The 24,725-nt window shown below is 43.0% G+C and carries 24 protein-coding genes; 13 read left to right on the top strand and 11 right to left on the bottom strand.

Annotated elements, in window-relative coordinates:
* Nucleotides 1-388 precede the first annotated feature (388 nt).
* Genes hemG through L4C32_RS08210 form a run of 3 tightly spaced genes read right to left on the bottom strand, consistent with a single transcriptional unit; the run spans nt 389 to nt 3,058 of the window.
* Nucleotides 389-913 carry a menaquinone-dependent protoporphyrinogen IX dehydrogenase gene (gene hemG, locus L4C32_RS08220; protein ID WP_428196386.1) on the bottom strand — a complete coding sequence of 175 codons (525 nt, stop codon included), beginning with the start codon at nt 911-913 and terminating at the stop codon, nt 389-391.
* A 25-nt stretch (nt 914-938) separates the two neighbouring features.
* Nucleotides 939-2,396, bottom strand: a complete 1,458-nt coding sequence (locus L4C32_RS08215; protein ID WP_428196385.1) for a TrkH family potassium uptake protein — start codon at nt 2,394-2,396, stop codon at nt 939-941.
* A 47-nt stretch (nt 2,397-2,443) separates the two neighbouring features.
* Entirely contained in the window at nt 2,444-3,058 is a 615-nt protein-coding gene (locus L4C32_RS08210; protein WP_428196384.1) for a YigZ family protein, read from the bottom strand.
* 177 nt (nt 3,059-3,235) lie between these two features.
* On the opposite strand from L4C32_RS08210, the gene fadB reads away from it, so the two are divergent.
* The 3 genes from fadB to acuI all read left to right on the top strand — a co-directional run bounded on the left by fadB (nt 3,236) and on the right by acuI (nt 7,814).
* Nucleotides 3,236-5,407 carry a fatty acid oxidation complex subunit alpha FadB gene (fadB, locus tag L4C32_RS08205; RefSeq protein ID WP_428196383.1) on the top strand — a complete coding sequence of 724 codons (2,172 nt, stop codon included), beginning with the start codon at nt 3,236-3,238 and terminating at the stop codon, nt 5,405-5,407.
* A gap of 28 nt (nt 5,408-5,435) precedes the next feature.
* Nucleotides 5,436-6,599, top strand: a complete 1,164-nt coding sequence (gene fadA / locus L4C32_RS08200) for an acetyl-CoA C-acyltransferase FadA (RefSeq protein ID WP_428196382.1) — start codon at nt 5,436-5,438, stop codon at nt 6,597-6,599.
* Between the two features lie 234 nt (nt 6,600-6,833).
* Nucleotides 6,834-7,814 carry an acrylyl-CoA reductase (NADPH) gene (acuI, locus tag L4C32_RS08195; RefSeq protein ID WP_428196381.1) on the top strand — a complete coding sequence of 327 codons (981 nt, stop codon included), beginning with the start codon at nt 6,834-6,836 and terminating at the stop codon, nt 7,812-7,814.
* Between the two features lie 59 nt (nt 7,815-7,873).
* On the opposite strand, the gene L4C32_RS08190 is transcribed toward acuI, so the two are convergent.
* Nucleotides 7,874-8,818, bottom strand: coding sequence for a LysR family transcriptional regulator (locus L4C32_RS08190; protein WP_428196380.1), 945 nt, complete (start codon nt 8,816-8,818; stop codon nt 7,874-7,876).
* Nucleotides 8,819-8,960: 142 nt separating this feature from the next.
* Nucleotides 8,961-9,131, bottom strand: coding sequence for a hypothetical protein (locus L4C32_RS08185; RefSeq protein ID WP_428196379.1), 171 nt, complete (start codon nt 9,129-9,131; stop codon nt 8,961-8,963).
* Nucleotides 9,132-9,265: 134 nt separating this feature from the next.
* Between L4C32_RS08185 and tusA the strand changes: the two genes are divergently transcribed.
* The gene (gene tusA, locus L4C32_RS08180; RefSeq protein WP_428196378.1) at nt 9,266-9,514 is read left to right on the top strand and encodes a sulfurtransferase TusA; all 249 of its coding nucleotides are present in this window, start codon (nt 9,266-9,268) and stop codon (nt 9,512-9,514) included.
* Here the strand turns inward: tusA and L4C32_RS08175 are convergent, their stop codons facing one another.
* Complete coding sequence (locus L4C32_RS08175) at nt 9,515-9,769, bottom strand: hypothetical protein (RefSeq protein ID WP_428196377.1); 255 nt, start codon at nt 9,767-9,769, stop codon at nt 9,515-9,517.
* A 282-nt stretch (nt 9,770-10,051) separates the two neighbouring features.
* Here L4C32_RS08175 and glyQ point away from each other — a divergent pair, with 282 nt between their 5' ends.
* From glyQ to L4C32_RS08160, 3 genes are all read left to right on the top strand, one after another.
* Nucleotides 10,052-10,960: a glycine--tRNA ligase subunit alpha gene (gene glyQ, locus L4C32_RS08170; protein WP_428196389.1), complete on the top strand. Its 909-nt coding sequence runs from the start codon at nt 10,052-10,054 to the stop codon at nt 10,958-10,960.
* Nucleotides 10,961-10,975: 15 nt separating this feature from the next.
* Nucleotides 10,976-13,045 carry a glycine--tRNA ligase subunit beta gene (glyS, locus tag L4C32_RS08165; RefSeq protein WP_428196376.1) on the top strand — a complete coding sequence of 690 codons (2,070 nt, stop codon included), beginning with the start codon at nt 10,976-10,978 and terminating at the stop codon, nt 13,043-13,045.
* 149 nt (nt 13,046-13,194) lie between these two features.
* Nucleotides 13,195-14,445: a valine--pyruvate transaminase gene (locus L4C32_RS08160; RefSeq protein WP_428196375.1), complete on the top strand. Its 1,251-nt coding sequence runs from the start codon at nt 13,195-13,197 to the stop codon at nt 14,443-14,445.
* Nucleotides 14,446-14,502: 57 nt separating this feature from the next.
* Here L4C32_RS08160 and L4C32_RS08155 read toward each other — a convergent pair whose 3' ends face one another.
* The 5 genes from L4C32_RS08155 to dnaA all read right to left on the bottom strand — a co-directional run bounded on the left by L4C32_RS08155 (nt 14,503) and on the right by dnaA (nt 21,265).
* Entirely contained in the window at nt 14,503-14,946 is a 444-nt protein-coding gene (locus L4C32_RS08155) for an Hsp20 family protein (RefSeq protein ID WP_428196374.1), read from the bottom strand.
* Between the two features lie 241 nt (nt 14,947-15,187).
* On the bottom strand, nt 15,188-17,605 hold the full coding sequence (gene gyrB / locus L4C32_RS08150; protein ID WP_428196373.1) for a DNA topoisomerase (ATP-hydrolyzing) subunit B: 2,418 nt from the start codon (nt 17,603-17,605) through the stop codon (nt 15,188-15,190).
* Nucleotides 17,606-17,608: 3 nt separating this feature from the next.
* Nucleotides 17,609-18,703, bottom strand: coding sequence for a DNA replication/repair protein RecF (recF, locus tag L4C32_RS08145; RefSeq protein WP_428196372.1), 1,095 nt, complete (start codon nt 18,701-18,703; stop codon nt 17,609-17,611).
* Between the two features lie 16 nt (nt 18,704-18,719).
* Nucleotides 18,720-19,820 (bottom strand): DNA polymerase III subunit beta, encoded by a 1,101-nt coding sequence (gene dnaN / locus L4C32_RS08140; protein ID WP_428196371.1) that lies wholly within the window; start codon nt 19,818-19,820, stop codon nt 18,720-18,722.
* Nucleotides 19,821-19,846: 26 nt separating this feature from the next.
* Nucleotides 19,847-21,265, bottom strand: a complete 1,419-nt coding sequence (dnaA, locus tag L4C32_RS08135; RefSeq protein WP_428196370.1) for a chromosomal replication initiator protein DnaA — start codon at nt 21,263-21,265, stop codon at nt 19,847-19,849.
* Nucleotides 21,266-21,549: 284 nt separating this feature from the next.
* On the opposite strand from dnaA, the gene L4C32_RS08130 reads away from it, so the two are divergent.
* From L4C32_RS08130 to yidD, 6 genes are all read left to right on the top strand, one after another.
* A complete protein-coding gene (locus L4C32_RS08130) occupies nt 21,550-22,308 on the top strand; it encodes an amino acid ABC transporter substrate-binding protein (protein WP_428196369.1) in 759 nt (252 codons plus the stop codon).
* Nucleotides 22,309-22,405: 97 nt separating this feature from the next.
* On the top strand, nt 22,406-23,074 hold the full coding sequence (locus L4C32_RS08125) for an amino acid ABC transporter permease (RefSeq protein ID WP_428196368.1): 669 nt from the start codon (nt 22,406-22,408) through the stop codon (nt 23,072-23,074).
* Entirely contained in the window at nt 23,074-23,811 is a 738-nt protein-coding gene (locus L4C32_RS08120) for an amino acid ABC transporter ATP-binding protein (RefSeq protein ID WP_428196367.1), read from the top strand. The genes L4C32_RS08125 and L4C32_RS08120 overlap by 1 nt, the downstream gene beginning before the upstream one ends.
* Nucleotides 23,812-23,995: 184 nt before the next feature.
* On the top strand, nt 23,996-24,130 hold the full coding sequence (gene rpmH / locus L4C32_RS08115) for a 50S ribosomal protein L34 (protein ID WP_428196366.1): 135 nt from the start codon (nt 23,996-23,998) through the stop codon (nt 24,128-24,130).
* A gap of 12 nt (nt 24,131-24,142) precedes the next feature.
* Complete coding sequence (rnpA, locus tag L4C32_RS08110; RefSeq protein WP_428196365.1) at nt 24,143-24,499, top strand: ribonuclease P protein component; 357 nt, start codon at nt 24,143-24,145, stop codon at nt 24,497-24,499.
* A complete protein-coding gene (yidD, locus tag L4C32_RS08105) occupies nt 24,466-24,723 on the top strand; it encodes a membrane protein insertion efficiency factor YidD (RefSeq protein WP_428196364.1) in 258 nt (85 codons plus the stop codon). The genes rnpA and yidD overlap by 34 nt, the downstream gene beginning before the upstream one ends.
* Nucleotides 24,724-24,725 lie beyond the last annotated feature (2 nt).

Genomic DNA, 24,725 nt, shown 5'->3' with positions numbered 1-24,725 from the left:
TTTGACTGTGTCAATAAGTCGAAACTTATCGATTAAGGCCACTCAGTTCATTGAGATTATTTTTTGATAATCTATTCACGAGTGCCCACACAAATTGCATGGTCAAATTGTTAAAGAGCAATTCTTAAACTTTTAAACCTTTCGGTCAGTTCGTTTAAGTGGACGGCCATTTTAGCGAATTAAGTCACAGTGTCAAACACTTTTTTAAACTTATTTCTCGCGGCTTGTTGTCCTACTGACTGAGGCTAAATCCTTATTGGAAGTGGCTCTCCGTGTCAGTGAGGTGGAATTATAGGGAGTTAGATCGCTTTAGCAAGCATTTTAATAAATAAAGCTAAAAATAAATAGTTTGTGGTTACATAAGCAGCATTACGTTCGATTTATAGGCTTAAAACGATTTAAACTGGATAGCAAACTGTTCGACTTTATTCCAATCGGTGTACTCAACCTCTTTGCTGGTGTCTGTTTCTCCCCCCGTAATCCTCATAATTAATTGAATCATGACTCTATCGAACCATTTATAACGAGGGTAGTAGAGAGCTCCAGCAAAAACAGCCTGCAATTCTGGAATCCATTTTGATTTTGATAGGAAGGTTTTCATATAAGCGTTAGTTTCGGGTGTGTTCTTTTCTATTTTACGAGCCGTTAAATTCACACAGAAGAATGCTACTTTATTCTGTTGTAGATCCCGTAGGTTCTTTTCAATAAATTGATACAGCTTTTTATTAAGGTGACCATAACGTATAGAACCACCAATCATGATTCTATCGTACCGAGCAAAATCGACCGTAGTGGTAAGGTTGAGATTTTGAAGTTCACACTCTACTTCTGAGCCTAGCTTCTCTTTTATATAGTTAAGAATTTTTATGGTTTGCCCATCGGTGCTTGAATGGAGCAGTAGAATTTTTTCCAAAATGACCTCTTATTACTCAATATAATTAACTACGCCAAAAAGTCGGTGTGAATAGAACCAATAATGTAAACACCTCTAAACGCCCAAATAGCATTGAGAGAATCAACACCCACTTCGCATTATCATTAATGTCACCAAAATGTACGGCAACCTCACCTAAACCCGGTCCTAGATTATTCAATGTCGCTGCTACGGCAGAGAAAGCCGTCAGTTCATCAATACCTGTCGCAATCAGCCCTAACATACAGAGCACAAAAACCAGCGCATAGGCAGAGAAGAATCCCCACACCGCATCAACTACCTGTTGTGGTAATGCTTTATTCGCTAACTTAATCGTAAAGATAGCTTTAGGGTGCACCAATCGTTTCATTTCACGAGCTCCTTGCAAAGAGAGCAATAACACGCGAATTACTTTCATGCCGCCTCCCGTCGATCCTGCACAACCACCAATAAAAGAGGAAAAAAGCAGTAAAACAGGTAAAAACAGTGGCCAATCCGCAAAGCCTGTCGTAGTAAACCCAGCGGTAGTTGATATAGATACGGTTTGGAACAGTGCCTGATCAAAGGTCTCAAAGTAGGTGTCATAAGTACTGTGATTAAACAACATTAAGAAACAGATCAAGAACAGCAATGCCTGAATTAGGAAGAAGGCTCTAAACTCAGGGTCTTTTAAATAGTATTTAGGATGTACACCGCCAGATGCAAAAGCGGCAAAGTGCAAAGAGAAGTTACAAGCCGAAATCAGTAAAAAGATCACAGTAATCATATTAATCACAGGGCTGTCAAAATACCCCATACTGGCATCGTGAGTTGAAAAGCCACCTATTGCGATAGTGGAAAAGCTATGTGCAATAGCATCAAAGGCTGTCATTCCCGCTAACCAGTATGCCAGAGCACAAGATATCGTTAAGGTTAAGTAGATATACCAGAGTGCTTTTGCCGTCTCTGCAATTCGCGGAGTCATCTTACTGTCTTTGACCGGTCCTGGAATCTCTGCTCTATATAGCTGCATGCCGCCGATACCGAGCACCGGTAAAATAGCCACAGCCAAAACAATAATACCCATGCCGCCAAACCATTGTAGGAATTGACGATAAAACAGTATCGCTTTTGGCAAGTCATCCAAGCCAACAATCACTGTCGCACCTGTTGTGGTTAACGCCGAAAAGGACTCAAAAAATGAATCAGTTAATGAGATGACGGGAGTTTCAGAGAGAAAAAACGGAATCGCACCCGCACTGCCTATTACGGTCCAGAACAGCACAACGATCAAAAAGCCATCTCGAGATTTTAGCTCTTTACGATAACGACGATTGGGAAACCATAACGCCGCACCACCAGAGAGCAGGAGAAAAAAGGTAATGACGAATGGCAAACCTGCACCATCACGATATATAAACGCAATAAAGGCAGGGGCAAGCATAGATACACTAAAAAGGGCCAGTAGAATCCCTACGATTCTAATTATTGATCGAAACTGCATATCTGTTATGAATGCCGGTTGGCACTCCTACATCCTTAATAATAATTCTATTGATGAAGATAAGTGACTTTGCCACCACTTCTATTGATAACTTGATCAATGAAACGTTGTTGATGTCTTTTCTCAAGTTCAATATAAAGCCGAACTCGAGCACCAAATACCGCATCAACCTGTTGCGCATCAAACTCAGTCAACAACGATTGAACGACTGTCATTAAAGCGTAGTCTAACTCAAGTTTAATGATCTGAGTGACTCTTCTCTCTTTTGTGTGAAGTAGTTTTAAAGCTTGTTGAACACCACCGCCATAAGCCTTCACTAATCCACCCGTTCCCAATTTTATGCCACCAGAATAGCGAGTCACCACCGCACAAATTTCACCAACACCACTTCCCGAGAGTTGAGCTAAAATCGGTTTACCTGCTGTTCCAGATGGTTCACCGTCATCACTAAAGCCCCATGCCATCGAGTTTTCACTGCGTTCAGCCACAAACCCCCAACAGTGATGTCTAGCACTAGGATGTTGCTCTTTAACGTGTGTCACAAACTGCTTAGCCAGTTCAATACCAGGAGTATGCGCTAGAGTGGTTATGAATCGACTCTTTTTAATCTCCTCTTCAAATGTCACTGAAGCATCAGGTATTCGATAAGGTAACTCGTTCATGACTTCGTTTTCACTATAAAAAGGTGGGCACAGTGTAGCACGGACAATACCATTTTCGTCTAAGTGACGATAAGCGACACATTCTTGTTAAAAATATGTTGCCAGATGATTAAATTAAAGCCAATATCAAGAGGTCGTACCAGATAAATATCTTGGCAATTTTCACGGAGACAGAACATGATTTACCAAAGTGACACTCTCAAAGTAAGCTATCTCGATGGCGGCATTGCACAACTCTGTTTCGATGCTGCATCCAGTTCCGTCAATAAACTTGATATGGCTACCCTACGCGCACTTGATGAAGCGTTAGATATCCTACATAAAGAGACCGCATTAACTGGCTTGATTCTCAGTTCAAGTAAAGATGCATTTATTGTCGGGGCTGATATTACCGAATTCTTAGGTTTGTTCGATCTACCTGAAGATGAGCTAGCCAATTGGGTAGTACAAGCCAATGACACCTTTAACAAACTCGAAGACCTACCGGTTCCTACTCTCTCTGCACTGACTGGTCACACTTTAGGTGGCGGTTGTGAATGTGTCCTTGCGACTGACTTTCGAATTGCAGACGATTCCGTGCAGATTGGTCTACCCGAAACAAAGCTTGGCATCATGCCCGGTTTTGGTGGCACGGTAAGACTGCCTAGAGTACTCGGTGCTGATACAGCGATGGAAATGATCACTGCCGGAAAAATAAACAAAGCAAACCCCGCGCTTAAGATTGGTCTGATTGATGCCATCGTTTCACGTGAAACGCTCATTGACTCTGCAAAAGCGATCATCGAACAGGCGATCGCTGGTAAGTTAGATTGGCAGCAGCGTCGAAGCGTAAAAACCTCACCATTAAAACTGAATAAAATTGAGTCGATGATGAGTTTTACCATGGCTAAAGGCATGGTAACCAAAGTCGCAGGTCCACACTATCCAGCGCCTATCACTTCTGTCGTTGCTATTGAAGAAGCTGCTCGTTGTGGCCGTGAAGACGCACTCGCCATTGAGTGTAAGCACTTTACCAAGCTAGCGAAAACAGAGGTAGCTCAAGCATTAGTTGGCCTGTTTTTGAATGACCAACACATTAAATCAAAAGCAAAAGAAGCGATTAAAGCGGGCAAACCTACCGAAAGAGCAGCAGTGCTTGGTGCGGGTATTATGGGGGGAGGCATCGCTTATCAATCGGCATCAAAGGGCACGCCGGTTATTATGAAAGATATCGCGCAAGCTTCATTAGATTTAGGGATGAATGAAGCCTCTAAACTGCTCAATAAACAGCTCTCTCGTGGTCGTATTGATGGATTCAAGATGTCAAAAATACTCGCTTCTATCACACCAAGCCTTCACTACGCAGGGATAGAGTCAGCCGACATTATCGTCGAAGCGGTGGTTGAGAACCCAAAAGTGAAAGCAGCCGTATTAGCGGAGACAGAGCAGTATGTCGATAACAACACAGTGATTGCTTCTAATACCTCAACAATACCTATCAATCTGTTGGCTAAATCACTGCAACGTCCTGAAAATTTCTGTGGCATGCACTTCTTTAACCCTGTGCACCGTATGCCACTGGTTGAGATCATTCGTGGTGAAAAAACGTCTGAAGATACCATCAACCGCGTTGTGGCGTATGCCGCTAAAATGGGTAAATCCCCAATCGTAGTGAACGACTGTCCTGGCTTTTTTGTTAACCGTGTTCTTTTCCCTTACTTTGCAGGTTTCAGCCTACTGCTAAGAGATGGCGCAGACTTTACCCAAGTCGATAAGGTGATGGAGAAAAAATTTGGGTGGCCTATGGGACCCGCCTATCTATTGGATGTCGTTGGAATTGACACCGCTACTCATGCCCAACAAGTAATGGCACAAGGTTATCCAGAGCGTATGGCCAAGGATTACAAAGATGCCATTGATCTACTGTTTGAAGCAGGCCGCTATGGTCAGAAAAATGGGTCTGGGTTCTTTAACTACTCTGTCGATAAAAAAGGAAAACCTAAAAAAGAGGTCGACCCAACGGTCTCTTCCCTATTAGAACCGGTACTGGGTAATCCGACAGAGTTCAGCAGTGATGAGATCATCGCACGTATGATGGTGCCAATGATTAATGAAGTCGTACGTTGTTATGAAGAGGGAATCATAGACTCTCCATCGGAAGCCGATATGGCATTAGTTTACGGCTTAGGCTTCCCGCCATTCAAAGGGGGCGTATTCCGATACTTAGACACTATCGGTTTGGCAAACTATATTGAGATGGCCGACAAACTCGCGGACTTAGGGGCTGTGTATCACGTGCCTGCAGGCTTACGCGACAAGGCAGCCAACGGTGAAAGCTATTACAGCCAACAGTACAAAAAAGCACTGTAAACCCATTAAGAAAGTGAAAGGAATTATTATGAATAACGTAGTCATTGTTGATTGCATCCGAACGCCTATGGGTCGGTCTAAAGGCGGTGCTTTTCGTAACGTTAGAGCGGAAGATCTCTCCGCTCACCTAATGAAAGGATTATTAACCCGCAACCCTAATCTTGATCCAAACAGCATAGAAGATATCTATTGGGGCTGTGTACAGCAAACGTTAGAGCAAGGGTTCAATGTAGCTCGAAACGCTTCACTGCTTGCGGGCATCCCCCACAGTGTGGGTGCGACTACCGTGAATCGACTGTGTGGCTCGTCAATGCAAGCACTTCATGACGCAACACGTGCCATTATGGTTGGTGATGCTGAGAGTTGTATTATTGGCGGAGTGGAGCACATGGGCCATGTACCAATGAATCACGGCGTTGACTTTCATCCTGGTATGTCAAAATCAGTAGCAAAAGCCGCAGGCATGATGGGCTTAACCGCTGAGATGTTAGGCCGAATCCATGGCATTAGTCGTCAAATGCAAGATGAATTTGCTGCTCGCTCACATCAACGCGCCCATGCCGCTACGCTTGAAGGACGATTTAACAACGAGATTCTAGCCACTGAAGGACATCAAGCAGATGGCAACTTACATCTATTTGAACATGATGAAGTGATCAGGCCTGAAACTACTGTTGAAGGACTCTCTGGGCTACGTCCCGCTTTTGATCCTGTCAACGGTACGGTAACAGCAGGATCATCCTCTGCACTGTCAGACGGTGCATCCGCGATGCTAGTAATGAGTGAATCGCGTGCTAACGAACTTGGATTAACCATTCGCGCAAGAGTGAAGTCCATGGCCGTTGCGGGTTGCGATCCATCTATTATGGGGTATGGTCCAGTACCAGCGAGTCAAAAGGCGTTAAAACGTGCTGGGTTATCAATGAGTGATATCGGTATGGTAGAGCTTAATGAAGCGTTTGCAGCGCAATCACTGCCGTGCGCAAAAGACCTTGGTTTGCTCGAACAGATGGACGAAAAAGTGAATCTAAATGGTGGTGCTATCGCACTGGGTCACCCATTAGGTTGCTCTGGTTCACGCATCTCAACAACCCTGATTAACTTGATGGAAGCCAAAGATGTTCAGTTTGGTCTTGCTACCATGTGCATTGGACTTGGGCAAGGCATCGCGACGATATTTGAACGCCCATAATCTGTAAAAAGACATGAAGCCGTAAATATATTACTAAACCGCCTGCTTTTAAAATAAAAGTGGGCGCTTTTATTAGCATAACTAAAAAAACAACGGATCAATGCAAAAAACAGATGCATAGCGTGCATAGTTCACATGTCTACATTTCATTATTTATTCCTCTCTCCTTCTACTACACTTCTTGCATTGACTCACCGAATCATCTGATTTAATAAATCTTATTTGGAGCAACATATGTTTAAAGCACTAGTACTCAATCAAGAAGAGAGAAAAACAATTGCCGCAGTGACGGAGATTGATGAATCACAACTGCCTGCAGGTAATGTTCTGATTGATGTCGATTACAGCTCTTTAAATTATAAAGATGGGTTAGCTATTACTGGCAAAGGCCGCATCATTCGTAACTTCCCGATGGTACCGGGTATCGATTTATCGGGCAGAGTTACTCACTCAGATGATCTGCGCTATGCGGTAGGTGATGAGGTTGTTCTTACTGGTTGGGGTGTGGGTGAAAACCATTGGGGTGGAATGGCTGAAAAAGCGTCTCTCAATGGTGATTGGTTAGTCCCAATGCCAAAAGGGTTGAACAGTAAAAAAGTGATGAGTATTGGCACTGCAGGATTAACCGCTATGTTGTGTGTTCAAGCCATCGTTGATGCTGGCATCAAGCCTGAAGATGGTGAAGTATTAGTCACTGGAGCGAGTGGCGGTGTAGGAAGCGTATCGGTAACTCTGCTCTCTCAACTCGGTTACCAAGTGGCAGCAGTGACAGGGCGCTCTGCTGAAAATGGGGATTTACTGCGCTCGCTCGGGGCAAGCAAAATTATTGAACGAAGCGAATTGCAAGAGGCACCTAAACCACTGGAAAATCAGCTATGGGCTGCTGCGGTAGATACCGTAGGTAGTGGTGTATTAGCGAAAGTTTTAGCACAAACTCAATACAATGGCGTTGTCGCTGCGTGTGGTTTGGCTGGAGGTTTTGATTTACCGACCACAGTGATGCCATTTATTCTGCGTAATGTTCGTTTGCAAGGTATTGATTCAGTCTCTTGCCCAAGAGAGAAACGCATTAAGGCGTGGGAACAGTTATCCACACTACTTCCTGAGTCCTTCTACCTTCAAGCAACTAAAGAGGTGGGGTTAAACGAGGCAATTCAAGCGGCTGAAGATATCACTAACGGTAACGTAACAGGTCGAGTGATCATCAAGCTATAAATCAAACCTCAGTACATTATTGGGCTGAATACCTAGGTGTTCAGCCTTTTTTATTGCTGTTAGTGAGCAAACCCCATGTCATTAATGCGCTTGCTGATCAAGTCACCGCACTCCTCTTTAACGACTCCTCTTAACCAACTTTGTGCCGCTGAGGTATCGCAACGCGAGTGCCAAATAAGGGAGTAATCAAACGGCGTAAATTCAAAGGGAAGAGGTTTAATAACCAGATCATAGCGCTCAGCCACTAAGTAGGCTAAATCTGCAGGTACCGTAATAACGATCGGCATTTTATCAACAATCGCTAATGCCGCTTCAAGATGGTATGCCCTCAACACTAAATGACGTTCGCGTTGATTGACCAAGGCACTATCAAGGAGCGCTTTCACCCCATCACTGATCGCAATCATAGCGTGAGGCAGAGTCAGGTAATCATCTAACGTTAAAGTAGATTGAGCTAGGGGATGATTTTTTGAGACTAAACATGAGACACCCACCAAGCCGAGCACTTGCTGTTTTAAAGGCGATACAGAACCAATCGGTCGACAGATGGCCATATCGACTTTCTCTGTCGTGAGCTGTTTAAAAAGATTCTCATGCTGTAGAGGAGCAAACTCCAAAGAGATGTTCGGTGCTTGTTCGTAAATCTTCGGTAGTGCATAAGGAAGAATAGTCTGCATGGCATAATCAGTCGTCGCAATCAAAAAGTGCTGATCACAGTGCTGCGGCGTAAAATCATTGGGGCTCAGTAACTGGCGCAGTGATTCAAGCGGTTGGTTAATTTGGGCACTTAACTCCAACGCTTTTTGCGTCGGTATCAAGTGTTGCCCTTCACGAGTAAAAAGCGGATCACCCAACATATCTCTTAATCGACCAAGAATACGGCTCATCGCGGATTGACTTAGGTTCAACCTTAATGCCGCTTTACTCACACTGTTCTCTTCAAGCAACACCTTTAAGGCCACTAAAAGATTCAGGTCTCTGCGATACACTTCTTCTAATTCCATGGTCATTCACAACTAAGAGAAAACAACATCATAATAGAATAGACAAAAAAAATCCCGTGCAGCCTGAACGCAAGTTGCCGGGAAAGCCCATCTAAGGGTATGAGTGTAGTATGGAATTCTGTGTTTCTGTTTCGTGCCGATTTTAGGTCAGCTTAGATTGCTCATTAAGTTCAACAAACAGTCCAGTGATCGCTGCAGCCAATCCAATTAATGGAATAAAGCTTATCTCTTCTGGGCGACGTAGTACCAAAGCGCAAAAGGTCATGAAGCATAAAACAGAATAAATCGTTAAGCGGTCCACCTTTGTTAACATTGGTCACCCCTTTGATTTGTTAAATAATTGTTAATAACGTTACACTAAAAATTAACACAGTCCAAGCGGTATTGAATATTTTTTTATCACTAGTATCATCTACGCTGTTTAGATTATTTTGAAAAGAATTCGATATGACGATAAATTTTAGCAGTGCCAATCTCACCCTCGAAGCTGAAGGCTTACGTTGTCCAGAGCCAGTCATGATGGTGCGTAAAACCATCCGCAAAATGGCCGATGGCGAAACCCTATTAATTACGGCTGATGATCCTTCAACCACCCGTGATATTCCGAGTTTCTGCCGTTTTATGGACCATCAACTATTAGCATCTGATACCGACTCTCTTCCCTATAAATACCTTATTAAAAAGGGAATAGAATAACTAATAGTCTGGTTTGTCTTGGATGAGCTTGCGCATCTCACTCATCTGTTGATTCACCTTCTCTAGCTCTTTTTTTAATGGCGTAATGTAGTAAAACCTAGCCCAAGAGTCGACAAATAGCCCCATGGTGATAATGGCACCGACAACCATGGGCAGCCACATATCCGTTAATACCATCGCCAATAAATTCAAACAGAACGCAAAAGCAAACAGAGTGCATTGGCTTTTGGGAGAAATAGCCAGAAATCTATTCATAAATACCACCTATAAACGAATGAATTTATAATAAAAGCTAGCATAACTTTCCCTCGATAATCGTGCCAACCATCACACGCTTTTTCTCTGTCATCAAATTGTCATTCAAACCAAAAAAGATCCCTCTATTAGTAGCCACTACAGGGGCGTGGTCAATAATTCATCAAATTTTACTCCCCCTCCCCTGAAATAGTGTATTTCCACTACTAGGTAACCCGTATATTGGGTATACTCGATGATAATTTTCTTTTTATTTATTTGATAAGATTGCACGAAATGACTATGCATAAATATGACGTTAAAACCTTTCAGGGAATGATCCTGACACTACAAGACTATTGGGCTCAACAAGGGTGTACCATAGTCCAACCTCTTGATATAGAAGTTGGGGCAGGTACTTCACATCCAATGACATGTCTGCGTGCGCTTGGCCCAGAACCAATGTCAACCGCTTATGTTCAACCGTCTCGCCGTCCAACCGATGGCCGCTACGGAGAAAACCCAAACCGTTTACAGCACTACTATCAATTTCAAGTCGCGCTGAAACCTTCTCCTGACAATATTCAAGAGCTCTACTTAGGTTCTCTTGAAGCGCTAGGTGTAGACCCGCTTGTTCATGATATTCGTTTTGTTGAAGATAACTGGGAAAACCCTACGTTGGGCGCTTGGGGTTTAGGATGGGAGATCTGGCTGAACGGCATGGAAATTTCTCAGTTTACTTACTTCCAACAAGTGGGTGGCATTGAATGCAAACCCGTAACCGGTGAAATCACTTACGGTATTGAACGTCTTGCTATGTATATTCAAGAAGTCGACTCTGTTTATGACTTAGTATGGAACAACGGCCCTCAAGGCGTGGTTACTTATGGTGACATTTTCCATCAAAATGAAGTTGAGCAATCTACTTACAACTTTGAACACGCAGATGTGGACTTTTTATTTGGGTTCTTTGATCAGTGTGAAAAAGAGTGCAAAGAGCTGCTTGAATTAGAAAACCCTCTGCCTCTTCCAGCCTACGAACGTATTTTAAAAGCGGGTCACGCTTTTAACCTTCTTGATGCACGTAAAGCGATCTCAGTTACCGAACGTCAGCGTTACATTTTAAGAATTCGTAACCTAACAAAAACCGTTGCTGAAGCCTACTACGCCTCACGTGAAGCACTAGGTTTCCCTATGTGCAACAACAAATAAGAGAAGGAAAAGATAATGACTGAACAGAATTTTCTTATTGAATTGGGAACGGAAGAGCTTCCACCAAAATCACTTCGCACTCTAGCAGAAGCGTTTGCCAACAACTTTGAAGCGGAGCTAAAAGCTGCAAATTTAGAGCATCAAGGCATTAAGTGGTTCGCCTCTCCTCGTCGCCTTGCACTTAAAGTTACTGCGTTAGCGGCTGGCCAAAAAGATAAAATTGTTGAAAAACGTGGTCCAGCAATTACAGCAGCCTTCGATGCTGAAGGTAACCCAACCAAAGCGGCCCAAGGCTGGGCTCGTGGTAACGGTATCACCGTTGAGCAAGCTGACCGCCTTAAAACAGACAAAGGTGAATGGCTGCTTTATCAACAAGAGGTGAAAGGCCAATCATCAAAAGAGTTAGTCATCGACTTGGCTGCTAATGCCCTATCTAAACTGCCTATCGCGAAACCAATGCGCTGGGGTGACAAAACCACACAATTTATTCGTCCAGTAAAAACCTTAACGGTGTTATTAGGTGATGAGCTAATTGAAGGCTCTATCTTAGGTGTCAGCTCTGCTCGAACAATTCGTGGACACCGCTTCATGGGTGAAGCTGAGTTCACCATTGAACATGCGGATCAATACCCAACGATACTCGAAGAGCGCGGTAAAGTCCTGGCCGATTACGAAACACGTAAAGCGATCATTCTAAAAGGATCCAAAGCAGCTGCTGACGCTGTGGGTGGTATTGCCGATCTTGATGATGATCTCGTTGAAGAGGTGACCTCACTAGTTGAGTGGCCGGTAGTATTAACGGCGTCTTTTGAGAATGACTTCCTGAATGTTCCTTCTGAAGCTCTTGTTTACACCATGAAAGGCGACCAGAAGTACTTCCCAGTTTATGATGCCGATGGCAACCTCCTGCCTAAATTTATCTTTGTGACTAATATTGAATCAAAAGAACCTCGCCAAGTTATTGAAGGAAATGAAAAAGTGGTTCGTCCTCGTCTTGCCGATGCCGAGTTTTTCTTCAATACCGACCGTAAGCGTCCATTGATTGATCGTCTTCCTGAGCTGGAAAATGCGATCTTCCAAAAACAACTGGGTACCATTAAAGATAAAGTGGACCGCATCGGAGCAATGGCTTCGTTTATCGCTCCAAGTGTGAATGCCAACTTAGAACATGCTGAACGTGCTGCGCTACTGTGTAAATGTGATTTAATGACCTCTATGGTGTTTGAATTTACCGATACTCAAGGCGTAATGGGTATGCACTATGCGCGCCACGATGGTGAGCATGAAGATGTTGCTGTTGCACTGAACGAACAATACATGCCTCGCTTCGCTGGTGACGAACTACCAAGCTCTGATGTGGCGGCAACCGTTGCAATCGCTGATAAAATGGATACTTTAGTAGGTATCTTTGGTATTGGCCAAGCTCCTAAAGGCAGTGACCCATTTGCTCTTCGTCGTGCTGCACTCGGTGTATTACGTATTATCGTCGAGAAAAACTACCAGTTAGACTTAGTGGATTTGATTGCCCACGCCAAACTGCAGTTTGCCGATAAGCTCACCAATGACAACGTTGAGAGCGATGTTCTTGATTTCATGCTTGGTCGTTTCCGTGCTTGGTATCAAGATGAGGGGCATAGTGTCGATGCGATTCAAGCCGTATTAGCTCGTCGCCCTACCAAACCTGCCGATTTTGACCAACGTGTTAAAGCCGTTACCCATTTCCGTTCACTGGATGCTGCAGAGTCATTAGCCGCAGCAAATAAGCGTGTCGGTAATATCCTAGCGAAATTTAACGGTGAGCTGGCGGCAGATATCGATTTAGCACTGCTAACTGAAGAAGCAGAAAAAGCGCTAGCTGAAAATGTTGAAGTCATGAGTGAAGCGCTAGAGCCTGCTTTTGCAACAGGCGACTACCAGCACGCACTGAGTCAACTTGCCGCTCTACGTGAGCCTGTTGATGCCTTCTTTGATAACGTAATGGTAATGGCGGATGATGAGAAACTAAAACTTAACCGCCTCACGTTACTCAACAATCTGCGTAACCTATTCTTAAAAGTAGCGGATATCTCTCTACTGCAAAAATAGAGTTATTTAGCACTCATAATAAGCCTCGCGAATGCGGGGCTTTTTTTATGGATAATTTAATTGTACACAAGGCTTTATGTCTCTAGATCATTGAGGTATGTTTCGATTATCACATATTAATACCTTGTTAAAAAAGAGCGGTGGCGACAATGACATTTTCAAATTTTGGCGAAAAATTTAATCGATACTCAGGCATTACTCAGTTGATGGATGATCTCAATGACGGCCTCAGAACACCAGGTATGATCATGCTTGGTGGGGGGAATCCTGCCGCAATTCCTGCCATGAATGACTATTTTACCGCTGCCAGCCAAACCCTTCTCGACTCAGGTGAGCTGGTTGCCTCAATGACCAACTATGATGGGCCACAAGGTAAAGACCTGTTTGTTAAATCATTAGCAAAACTGCTTAACGACACATACAACTGGCCAATTACTGAGAAAAACATCACGCTCACTAACGGCAGCCAAAGTGCTTTTTTCTATCTGTTTAACCTACTGGCAGGCACTTATCCAGATGGTACGAAAAAGAAAATCCTACTGCCTCTCGCGCCTGAATACATAGGATATGCTGACTCTGAGTTAGAGTATGACTCGTTTATCTCCTATCGCCCGGAAATTGAGCTACTCGAAAATGGCTTATTTAAATATCACGTCGACTTTACTCAATTAAAGGTTGATAGTTCTATTGGGGCTATCTGTGCCTCACGACCAACTAACCCGACAGGCAATGTACTGACAGATGAAGAGATCAGTAAACTGGATAAACTGGCCCGTGAAAACAATATTCCTCTGATTATTGATAACGCCTACGGAACCCCTTTTCCAAACATTATTTTTGAATCGGTCACCCCTTTTTGGAATGACAATACAATCCTTTGTATGAGTCTTTCTAAACTTGGCCTTCCTGGCATCCGCTGCGGCATTGTGATTGCTAACGAAGAGATAAGCCAAGCACTAACCAATATGAACGGTATTATCAGCTTAGCACCAGGCAGCTTGGGTCCTACGTATGCTCATCATATGATTGAGTCAGGGGATCTGCTTCGTCTTAGTGAAGATGTGATTCAGCCCTATTACCGACAAAAGTCCACCAGCGCAGTAAAAATGCTACAACAAGCCATCACCGATCCAAGGTTTAAAATTCACAAACCTGAAGGGGCTATTTTCCTATGGTTATGGTTTGATGATCTTCCTATTACCACGATGGAACTCTATACCCGTTTGAAGAATAAAGGGGTGCTAATCGTTCCTGGGGAATACTTTTTTATTGGACAACAGGAAGATTGGGCCCATGCGCATCAATGCCTAAGAATGAACTATGTGCAGAGTGATGAAAAAATGCGTGCGGGTGTCGCTATTATTGCCGAGGAAGTGAATAGGGCCTATTTAGAGGGGTAATATAAACAAAAAAGAGCGCTCGTAAGCGCTCTTTTATCTCAATGATGGCCAATACGGTTATTGGTTGCTATCAAGAATGTTTTTACCATTGATAGCAATCTTACGAGGTTTCATCGCATCTGGAACTTCACGCTCTAGCTCTACATGCAGCAGACCATTCTCCATATCGGCACCAATCACTTTTACATAATCAGCCAACTGGAATTTTCGTTCGAAATCACGCTCTGCAATGCCTTGGTATAGATACGTTTTGCTCTCATCCGCTTTCGGACTATTGCCACGAACAATCAGCATATTCTCATGTTGAGTCAGTTCAATTTGCTCATCAGAAAATCCAGCTACCGCCATCGTAATACGGTAGTGATGCTCATCTTTTTGTTCGATGTTATAAGGCGGGTAACCACCATTACAGTTTTTTGTTGGGGTGGTTTCCATCATATTAACCAAACGGTCAAAACCAATGGCTGAACGGTATAAAGGGGCAAAATCTACATTTCTCATAATAACTATCCTTACATTTAAGCAATAGCGAGTACAGCTGACCATAGGCCGCAAGTAGCTGTCTCAATCTGGTTGTAAGACTCTCCAATATGGACAAGTCGTTTTATCAAAAGACCCTAACGATTAGGCGTCTCTCTTACCAATAGATATGTGGGCCAATTACTTATTTTTCAATAGTCACATTCAAAAAAAAACACCGCTGAGTCAGCGGTGTTTTTAACATCAAACCTATGTCATGCAACTAGACGTCAAGGTTAGCCACGCGTAGTGCGTTATCTTCAATGAAGTTACGACGAGGCTCAACTTGATCACCCATTAAGGTGGTAAACAACTCATCAGCCGCAACAGCGTCATTGATGGTAACTTGAAGCATACGGCGCTGTTCAGGATCCATGGTTGTCTCCCACAGCTGCTCAGGGTTCATCTCCCCCAGTCCTTTGTAACGCTGTAGATAGACACCACGACGAGACTCTTTAATCAACCAGTTTAAACCCTCTTCAAAGCTTTCAACCGGTTGTTTACGCTCTCCACGTTGAACGTAGGCATCCTCTTCAATCAAGCCACTTAGAGCTTCTGAAAGGTCAGCCAGACGACCGTACTCTTTAGAATTAAGGAGATCGACACTTAATACGTAGTCATACTCAACGCCGTGGGTTCTTACTACTAACTTAGGAGTATGGACACCGGACTCTTCATTATGAACTAAGACGTACTCATATTGACTGGCGCCAGACTCTTTCTCATTCAGTGTTCCCACTAACTGCTTGGTCCAAACGTCAACAGCAGATTCGTCAGCACACATCTCTTGTGTTAAACGAGGGGTATAAACCAGCTCATTCAATAGCGCCAAAGGATAACGGCGACTCATGCGCTCAATTAACTTCATGCCTGCATTATATTGAATAACCAGCTTCTCCAGCTCAGTACCCGCAATCGCTGGAGCTCCAGGCGTAACAAACAGTGAAGCGTTATCCAGTGCCATAGATATCTGATATTGGCTATAAGCCTCTTCATCTTTAATGTACTGCTCTTGTTTGCCTTTTTTCACTTTATACAGTGGTGGCTGAGCAATGTAGATATAACCATTCTCAATCAGTTCAGGCATTTGACGGTAGAAGAAGGTCAACAGCAGTGTTCGAATGTGAGAACCATCCACATCGGCATCGGTCATGATGATGATGTTATGGTAACGCAGCTTCTCAATGTTGTACTCGTCACGACCAATACCACAACCAAGGGCGGTGATAAGAGTACCGACTTCTTGAGAAGAGAGCATTTTATCAAAGCGTGCTTTCTCAACATTTAGGATCTTACCTTTCAACGGTAAGATCGCTTGGTTTTTACGGTTTCGTCCCTGCTTGGCTGATCCGCCAGCAGAGTCCCCTTCCACAATATAGAGTTCAGAAAGGGCAGGATCTTTCTCCTGGCAATCAGCCAGCTTTCCTGGAAGGCCAGCAATGTCTAAAGCGCCTTTACGACGAGTCATTTCACGTGCTTTTCGCGCCGCTTCACGAGCTCTAGCCGCATCGATGATTTTAGAACAGACCATCTTAGCTTCACCTGGGTTTTCAATCAGGTATTCACCTAATTTTTCGCCCATGGCAGACTCAACGGCTGATTTAACTTCAGAGGAGACCAGTTTTTCTTTAGTTTGGCTTGAGAACTTAGGATCAGGAACTTTAACAGAAACGACAGCAGTTAATCCTTCACGAGCATCATCACCCGAGGTAGCCGCTTTGGCTTTTTTAGAGTAACCCTCTTTTTCCATGTAGGTATTAAGAGTACGTGTCAACGCTGAGCGGAAACCTGCTAAGTGAGTACCACCATCTTTTTGTGGGATGTTATTGGTGTAACAGAAAATATTCTCTTGGAAACCATCATTCCACTGCATCGCCACTTCAACAGATATGCCATCATCACGTTCAAAATCAAAGTGAAATACTTTTTGATGAATTGGTGTTTTATTGCGGTTTAGGTGATCGACAAATGCTTGAATACCACCTTCATACATGAAGTGGTCCTCTTTACCCTCTTCACGCAGATCCATCAAACGAATCGACACACCCGAGTTAAGGAAAGAGAGTTCACGTAGGCGCTTGGCTAAAATATCATAATGGAATTCAACGTTAGTAAACGTCTCTTCACTTGGCCAAAAGCGAATACGAGTACCTGTGGTATCTATTTCACCAATAGTAGCTAAAGGCGCATCAGGCTCACCATGGTGATACGTTTGTTGATGAATTGAACCGTGACGATGAATCGTTAACTCAACTTTTTCAGACAGTGCGTTTACTACCGAAACACCAACCCCGTGAAGGCCACCAGATACTTTGTAAGAGTTATCATCAAACTTACCACCAGCATGCAGCACCGTCATGATAACTTCAGCTGCTGATACCCCCTCTTCTGGGTGAATATCGGTTGGAATACCACGACCATCATCACTGACAGAGACTGAATTATCTTCATGAATCTTGATGATAATGTCACTACAGTGGCCAGCAAGTGCTTCATCGATAGAGTTATCGACAACCTCAAACACCATATGGTGAAGGCCAGTGCCATCATCGGTGTCGCCGATATACATTCCTGGACGCTTTCGTACCGCATCCAGGCCTTTTAAAACCTTAATACTCGATGAATCATAATTATTGGACATGAGTTACTCTCGCGTTGATATTTCTTGGTCTATTTTGCCATGTTCCACAAAGAACATCTTGCCTTTTTCATCATGCATATCAGCAATCTGATCTTCGGTAATTGAACTAACAAAAACCTGGGCGCCAGTCAGCTGCAGATAGTGTGCAAGTAACTGACGACGTTGGCTATCCAGTTCGGATGCAAAATCATCGATTAGGTAGATACACTGTTTACCCGTTACCTCTGTTAAGTGCTGCCCTTGAGCCAATCTTAAAGCACAAACAATCAGCTTTAATTGACCTCGAGACAACACATCTTCAACAGGTGTTCCGGCTACCTTAATTTTTAAATCGGCTTTATTTGGTCCGCCGACGGTATAACCTAACTGCTTATCTCGCTCAAAATTTTTCTTCAGCAAGTCAGCATAGGGAGTTTCTCTCTCCCACCCTCTATAATAAGAGAGCTTAAATTCAAACTCAGGCAAAAACTCCTGACAAATACTTTGTGTGGCTGCCGCAATCTGTTCAACATACAGTCGACGCCAGTCATCAATTTTTTCTGCTAATTGAGATAACTCTTGGTCCCAATAGCTCAACTCTCTATAGTGAGTGGCTGTTTTCAATAATGCATTACGCTGTTTATTTAAGCGCTTAACACGGCTCCAGGCATCATAAAACCCGGGTTCAACATGAAACACCCCCCAATCGATAAACGCTCGACGAAATTTGGGGCCATCCGTTACTAATTCAAACCCCTCAGGGTGAATCAGCTGCAGAGGAAGTACTTGGGCTAATTGAGCTAACTTCTGTCCGCTCTCCCCGCCTATTTTAACCTCTGTTGAACCATCACGCTGCTTATTTATCCCCAATGGGATTTCAAAGTGATCCGTGGATTTAAAACGGCCATGAACAAAAAGTTCATTACACTCATGTCGAATCACTCGACTGGTCAGCGCGCTTTTGAATGAGCGGCCATGCCCCAGTAAATAGAGCGCTTCTAATACACTGGTTTTGCCACTACCATTAGGTCCAATAAGAAAATTAAAACCAGAAGAAAGAGTTAAATCACACTCTTTTATGTTTCTAAAGTCTTTTACAATCAGTCGAGTGAGTGACATTAATATCTAATTACAGTTACAGACGAATTGGCATAACAACGTACATCGCTTCATCATTATCACAATCTTCTACTAGTGCACTCGCATTCGCATCCGACATCGATAACCTGACTTGATTACATTTTAAAGTATTCAACACATCAAGAACATAGCTAACATTGAAACCAATTTCTAAATCATCGCCTTGATAATTCACATCAAGGAACTCTTCGGCCTCTTCTTGTTCTGGATTGTTAGCAGTAATGCGCATTTGGTTACTGCCGACATTCACTCTGACACCACGGAACTTCTCATTGGATAAGATTGCCGCTCTTGAAAACGCTTGACGAAGCTCATCACAACCCGCTTCTAACGTTTTATTAGTGCTCTGCGGCATCACTCGGCGATAGTCTGGAAAACGTCCATCTACAAGCTTTGAGGTAAAAATAAAGTTGTTCACCGAAGCGCGAAGGTTTGAGTTACCAATCTGCAGTGTCACCGGCTGATCGGGATTCTCTAATAAACGTACGAGTTCCAGCACCCCTTTTCTAGGCATGATCACCTGTTTGCTCGGAGATTCACTCTCTAAAGTCACATTGCACACTGCCATTCGGTGACCATCTGTGGCCACAGAGCGCAGTGTATTACCGTCCGTTTCAAACATCATACCATTAAGGTAGTAACGAACATCTTGATTTGCCATCGAGAACTGAGTGCTGTCTATGAGCTTGCGTAAATTTGACTGCAACAGCGTGATCTCAACTTCACTCTGCCAATCTTCAATGTTTGGGAAATCCACAGCAGGCAAGGTAGCCAATGAGAACTTACTGCGGCCAGAACGAATAATAATGCGCTCACCTTCTAAAACAACGATGATATTAGCCGCATCAGGTAAGCCACGACAGATATCAAGGAACTTACGAGAAGGAACCGTCACACTGCCCGCTTCATAATCGCCTTCAAGCGCCGTTTTACTGACTAATTCCACTTCTAAGTCAGTCCCGGTCATTGACAGGTAACCACTCTCTACCTGCAACAAAATATTACCTAAAATGGGTAATGAAGGTCTGCCACCTAACGCGCCAGAGACTTGTTGAAGTGGTTTGAGTAAAGCGTTACGTTCTATTGAAAATTTCATATCAGCGACTTTTACTTATCTATAGGTTATGAAGAGAGTGTACGAATCAAATTAGAATAGTCTTCTTTTATATCATGACTCTCTTCACGCAATTGAGCTATTTTACGGCAAGCATGCAGTACCGTTGTATGGTCACGACCACCAAAAGCATCACCAATCTCAGGAAGGCTGTGGTTGGTTAACTCTTTAGCTAATGCCATCGCTAACTGACGTGGTCTTGCTACAGAGCGAGAACGACGTTTGGACAACAGATCTGCCATTTTTATTTTGTAATATTCAGCCACTGTTTTTTGAATGTTATCAATGGTGACTAACTTCTCTTGCAGCGCCAGAAGGTCTCTTAATGCTTCACGAACAAAATCGATCGTAATAGCCCGACCGGTAAAGTTAGCATTGGCAATAACGCGGTTTAATGCTCCCTCTAGTTCTCGAACATTTGAGCGCAGTCGTTTGGCAATGAAAAAAGCGACTTCATCAGCAAGATGTACCTGATGGTCTTCCGCTTTTTTCATTAAGATGGCGACACGAGTTTCCAGCTCTGGTGGCTCAATCGCAACAGTTAAACCCCAACCAAATCGAGATTTAAGGCGATCTTCCACACCGTTCATCTCTTTGGGATAACGGTCTGACGTTAGGATGATCTGTTGATTGCCTTCAAGAAGTGCATTAAAGGTGTGGAAAAACTCCTCTTGAGAGCGCTCTTTATTGGCGAAAAATTGGATATCATCAATTAACAGTGCATCGACACTTCGGTAATAGCGCTTAAACTCTTCAATCGCATTATTTTGCAGTGCTTTTACCATATCTTGAACAAAGCGCTCAGAGTGCATATAGACCACACGAGCATTAGGTTTGCTGTCAACAATGGCATTGCCTACAGCGTGCAACAGGTGAGTTTTACCAAGACCCGTGCCGCCATAGAGGAATAGAGGGTTATAAGCAGCGCCTGGGTTGTCAGATACCTGTCTCGCTGCGGCTAATCCTAACTGGTTGGATTTACCTTCAACAAAATTATCAAACTTATGTTTTGGGTTCACATTCGAACGGTGATTAATATCTGACGCTTCGTTTGTACTTGATTCCCAAGGCTTATGAACAGATTGTCTCGCCTCAAGTCTTGCTGGGGCAGAAGACGCTGCGGCAACATCCGCTTGAGTTTGTCTCTGTACAGGTTCAGCTTTAACCACAGGTTGAGCCACAGAGCGGCTCCCCACTTCAAAGCGTAAAATGGGCGCGTCGCCACTACACAGATCATTAAGAATTTTATTAATGCTGTTCAGATACTTATCTCGAACCCAATCCAGAACAAATCGATTAGGTGCAAATAGCGTGAGAGTATTGTCATTTAGCTCCGCCTGAAGCGGTCGAACCCACATACTAAATTCAGTAGCAGGAAGCTCTTCTTGTAAACGCTGCAAACATTGCAACCAAAGCGAAGACGACACGAATAAACCTCACCATAAGTTTATTAAAAAAAAGGTTCGTAATTTTAACCTTACCAGACCAAGATCGCTAGCACTTGATCGTGGATCCAGTGAATAAGATCAAAGTTATTCACATAGATCGGGCTATTTGTTAGAGATCGGCACAACTTCCCCACAAAAATATCAACAAGTGGTTAAAAAAACATCTTAATGTGAAAGTAGTTATTTAAAATAACAATTAGTTATTTCGTTATACCCTTTGGTAACAAGTAGAATTAGATTCTGTTCTTAGAGGAGTACAAGAAATGAACAACTGGATTAAAGGCACTTTGGCTGCTATTACATTGACATTATCAGTAAACCAAGTTGCTTATGCCGCAACAGACGTAAAAGTAGGAATGTCGGGTAAATACTTTCCATTTACTTTTGTAAAAATGGACAAACTTCAAGGGTTTGAAGTTGACCTTTGGGATGAGATTGGACGCCGTAATGACTACAACGTTGAATATGTAACTGCCAGTTTTTCAGGTCTATTTGGTCTGCTGCAAAACAAACAAATTGATACCATCTCTAATCAAATTACCGTAACCGATGAGCGCAAAGCTAAATTTTTGTTTTCTGACCCTTATGTTGTTGATGGCGCTCAAATTACAGTACGTAAAGGTAATGATTCGATTCAAGGTTTAGAGGACTTAGCCGGCAAACGCGTTGCGGTAAATTTAGGATCTAACTTTGAACAGTTACTTCGTAATTACGATACTGACAATAAAATCAATATTGCCACATACGAAACCGCTCTTGAGCATGATGTTGCATTAGGTCGTGCAGATGCATTCATTATGGATCGTCTATCCGCCATTGAACTGATCAAAAAATCAAATCTGCCACTGCAACTTGCAGGAACTCCGTTTGAAACAATTGAAAATGCATGGCCATTCTTAAACAGTTCTGAAGGTCAAAAACTGCAACAAGAGGTAAATAAAGCACTCGTTGAGATGCGAAATGATGGCACTCTAGCGACAATATCTCAGAAGTGGTTCGATACTGACATTACAAAAAAGTAATAATAACCCGCTAGGATAGATATATTACAACCCTGCTCTTAACGATTTAAGTGCAGGGTTTTCTCTCTTCAATACCGATATAAATAAGTGAACATTCATGGGTTTTGACTTTCAATACATGCTCGAATTACTACCAATACTGCTAAAGTATCTTGGTACCACAATGGAAATGGCTATTTGGGGGCTATTTTTCTCATTGATTCTTGCGGTCGCTATTGCGAATATTCGCGTATTCAAAATCCCGGTATTAAATCAATTAAGCCAGCTTTTTATTAGCTTCTTCCGTGGCACTCCACTGCTGGTACAGCTCTTCTTACTCTATTACGGTTTACCACAAGTCTTCCCTATTATGGTCGGGCTGGACGCATTTAGTGCCGCTGTGATTGGGTTAAGCTTGCACTTTTCAGCGTATATGGCTGAGAGTATTCGTGCCGCGATTATGAGTGTCGATAAAAGCCAGATGGAAGCCAGCCTCTCTATTGGCATGACAACCAATCAAGCTATGCGAAGAATTATTCTACCGCAAGCCGCACGTATCGCTCTGCCCTCTTTAATGAACTACTTTATCGATATGATTAAATCAACTTCCCTTGCATTTACGTTAGGGGTCGCTGAAATTATGGCAAAAGCGCAAATGGAAGCGTCTTCAAGTTTTAAATTCTTTGAAGCATTTTTAGCCGTGGCATTGATTTATTGGGGCGTAGTGGTGCTGTTAACGCAAGTTCAAGTATGGGCAGAGAAGAGACTGAATAAGGCTTACCAATAATGATAACTATTAATAACTTACATAAAACATTTGGTGACAGTGAAGTCTTAAAAGGGATCGATCTTCAAATTAAAAAAGGCGAGATAGTAGTTGTTATTGGCTCAAGTGGGACCGGCAAATCGACTCTGCTTCGTTGCATTAATTTTTTAGAGACCGCCGAACAAGGCTCCATACAAATTGGAGACACCGCCGTTGATAGTAAACGGGCGAGCAAAGTTGACATAATTGCACTACGAAAAAAAACCGGTTTTGTGTTTCAAAATTATGCACTGTTTGCCCATTTAACCGCCAAACAGAACATTGCTGAAGGCTTAATCACCGTAAAAAAATGGAAAAAAGAGATCGCTTATCAACGCGCACAACAGATTCTTGATGACATTGGATTGGGTGATAAGAGTGACAGTTACCCCTCCTCTTTATCTGGAGGTCAACAACAGAGAGTTGGTATTGGCCGAGCGATGGCTCTAGAAGCTGATTTACTGCTGTTTGATGAGCCAACTTCAGCACTTGATCCTGAATGGGTTGGTGAAGTTCTGCAGTTGATGAAAAAACTGGCTATAGATCATCAAACCATGCTGGTGGTCACTCATGAGATGCAATTTGCCAAAGAAGTCGCAGATAGAGTGGTCTATATGGCGGATGGAAAGATAATAGAACAGGGCTCTCCAGAGCAAATTTTCAACAATCCACAAAATCCAAAGTTAAAAAAGTTCTTAAATATGGTTGGGATCAACTAAGATCCTTGCCAAATTGAAGATAAAAAGTATAATTCCACGTCCGGAAAATATCATGGGTCAATCATTGACTATTTAGGAGCCAATGATTACAATTCCGCCTCTTTATTGAGGGCATACGGATTTTATGTCCCATGCCGGTTTAATAAAAACCTAAAAACTACTGATCAGTAATAAGGTAATACCAATGAAACGCACTTTTCAACCTTCAGTTCTAAAGCGTAAGCGCAGCCACGGTTTCCGTGCTCGTATGGCTACTACGAACGGTCGCAATGTCATTAACGCTCGTCGCGCTAAAGGCCGTAAGCGTCTTTCAAAATAATCGCAGATTATTTTGACTAAGTACGCTTTTATTCGGGAGTTACGTTTGTTAACTCCCGAAGATTATAAACAAGTCTTTCAGCAAGCTCATCGAGCTGGCTCCCCTCACTTTACTATTCTCGCAAGAGAAAACGCCCTAACTCACCCTCGTCTTGGCTTAGCCGTTCCTAAAAAGCAAATTAAAACTGCTGTCGCTAGAAATCGATTTAAACGTATTGTTCGTGATAATTTTCGATTAAAGCAACATGAACTGCCAACCAAAGATTTTGTTGTTATTGCAAAGAAGAGTGCTCAAGAGCTAACAAATGCTGAAATGAACGAGATATTGAATAAGCTATGGCATCGTCTGTCACGCCCATCTCGTGGATAATTATAGGTCTAATTCGCTTCTATAAAGTAGCGATTAGCCCTCTTATTGGTCCGCGTTGTCGATTTACACCAACATGCTCAACTTACGCTATTGAAGCGATAAAAATGCATGGAGTTGTAAAAGGGTGTTGGTTATCAGGCAAACGTCTATTAAAATGTCATCCAATGAATGATGGGGGCTATGACCCCGTTCCGCCAAACCAAAAACCAGACAGAGATAAATAACG

Origin of the sequence: Aliivibrio kagoshimensis (genome assembly GCF_050337105.1) — a bacterium.
Taxonomy (GTDB): Bacteria; Pseudomonadota; Gammaproteobacteria; order Enterobacterales; family Vibrionaceae; genus Aliivibrio_A; species Aliivibrio_A kagoshimensis.
This window is presented reverse-complemented; position numbering and strand designations above follow the sequence as displayed.

Coding starts and splice junctions, on each gene's coding strand:
- yidD (WP_428196364.1), top strand. CDS start 24,466: ATGGCATCGTCTGTCACGCCCATCTCGTGGATAATTATAGGTCTAATT.
- L4C32_RS08130 (WP_428196369.1), top strand. CDS start 21,550: ATGAACAACTGGATTAAAGGCACTTTGGCTGCTATTACATTGACATTA.
- fadB (WP_428196383.1), top strand. CDS start 3,236: ATGATTTACCAAAGTGACACTCTCAAAGTAAGCTATCTCGATGGCGGC.
- dnaN (WP_428196371.1), bottom strand. CDS start 19,820: ATGAAATTTTCAATAGAACGTAACGCTTTACTCAAACCACTTCAACAA.
- acuI (WP_428196381.1), top strand. CDS start 6,834: ATGTTTAAAGCACTAGTACTCAATCAAGAAGAGAGAAAAACAATTGCC.
- recF (WP_428196372.1), bottom strand. CDS start 18,703: ATGTCACTCACTCGACTGATTGTAAAAGACTTTAGAAACATAAAAGAG.
- L4C32_RS08190 (WP_428196380.1), bottom strand. CDS start 8,818: ATGGAATTAGAAGAAGTGTATCGCAGAGACCTGAATCTTTTAGTGGCC.
- gyrB (WP_428196373.1), bottom strand. CDS start 17,605: ATGTCCAATAATTATGATTCATCGAGTATTAAGGTTTTAAAAGGCCTG.
- fadA (WP_428196382.1), top strand. CDS start 5,436: ATGAATAACGTAGTCATTGTTGATTGCATCCGAACGCCTATGGGTCGG.
- L4C32_RS08125 (WP_428196368.1), top strand. CDS start 22,406: ATGGGTTTTGACTTTCAATACATGCTCGAATTACTACCAATACTGCTA.
- L4C32_RS08215 (WP_428196385.1), bottom strand. CDS start 2,396: ATGCAGTTTCGATCAATAATTAGAATCGTAGGGATTCTACTGGCCCTT.
- glyQ (WP_428196389.1), top strand. CDS start 10,052: ATGCATAAATATGACGTTAAAACCTTTCAGGGAATGATCCTGACACTA.
- glyS (WP_428196376.1), top strand. CDS start 10,976: ATGACTGAACAGAATTTTCTTATTGAATTGGGAACGGAAGAGCTTCCA.
- rpmH (WP_428196366.1), top strand. CDS start 23,996: ATGAAACGCACTTTTCAACCTTCAGTTCTAAAGCGTAAGCGCAGCCAC.
- tusA (WP_428196378.1), top strand. CDS start 9,266: ATGACGATAAATTTTAGCAGTGCCAATCTCACCCTCGAAGCTGAAGGC.
- L4C32_RS08175 (WP_428196377.1), bottom strand. CDS start 9,769: ATGAATAGATTTCTGGCTATTTCTCCCAAAAGCCAATGCACTCTGTTT.
- L4C32_RS08185 (WP_428196379.1), bottom strand. CDS start 9,131: ATGTTAACAAAGGTGGACCGCTTAACGATTTATTCTGTTTTATGCTTC.
- L4C32_RS08210 (WP_428196384.1), bottom strand. CDS start 3,058: ATGAACGAGTTACCTTATCGAATACCTGATGCTTCAGTGACATTTGAA.
- L4C32_RS08160 (WP_428196375.1), top strand. CDS start 13,195: ATGACATTTTCAAATTTTGGCGAAAAATTTAATCGATACTCAGGCATT.
- L4C32_RS08155 (WP_428196374.1), bottom strand. CDS start 14,946: ATGAGAAATGTAGATTTTGCCCCTTTATACCGTTCAGCCATTGGTTTT.
- L4C32_RS08120 (WP_428196367.1), top strand. CDS start 23,074: ATGATAACTATTAATAACTTACATAAAACATTTGGTGACAGTGAAGTC.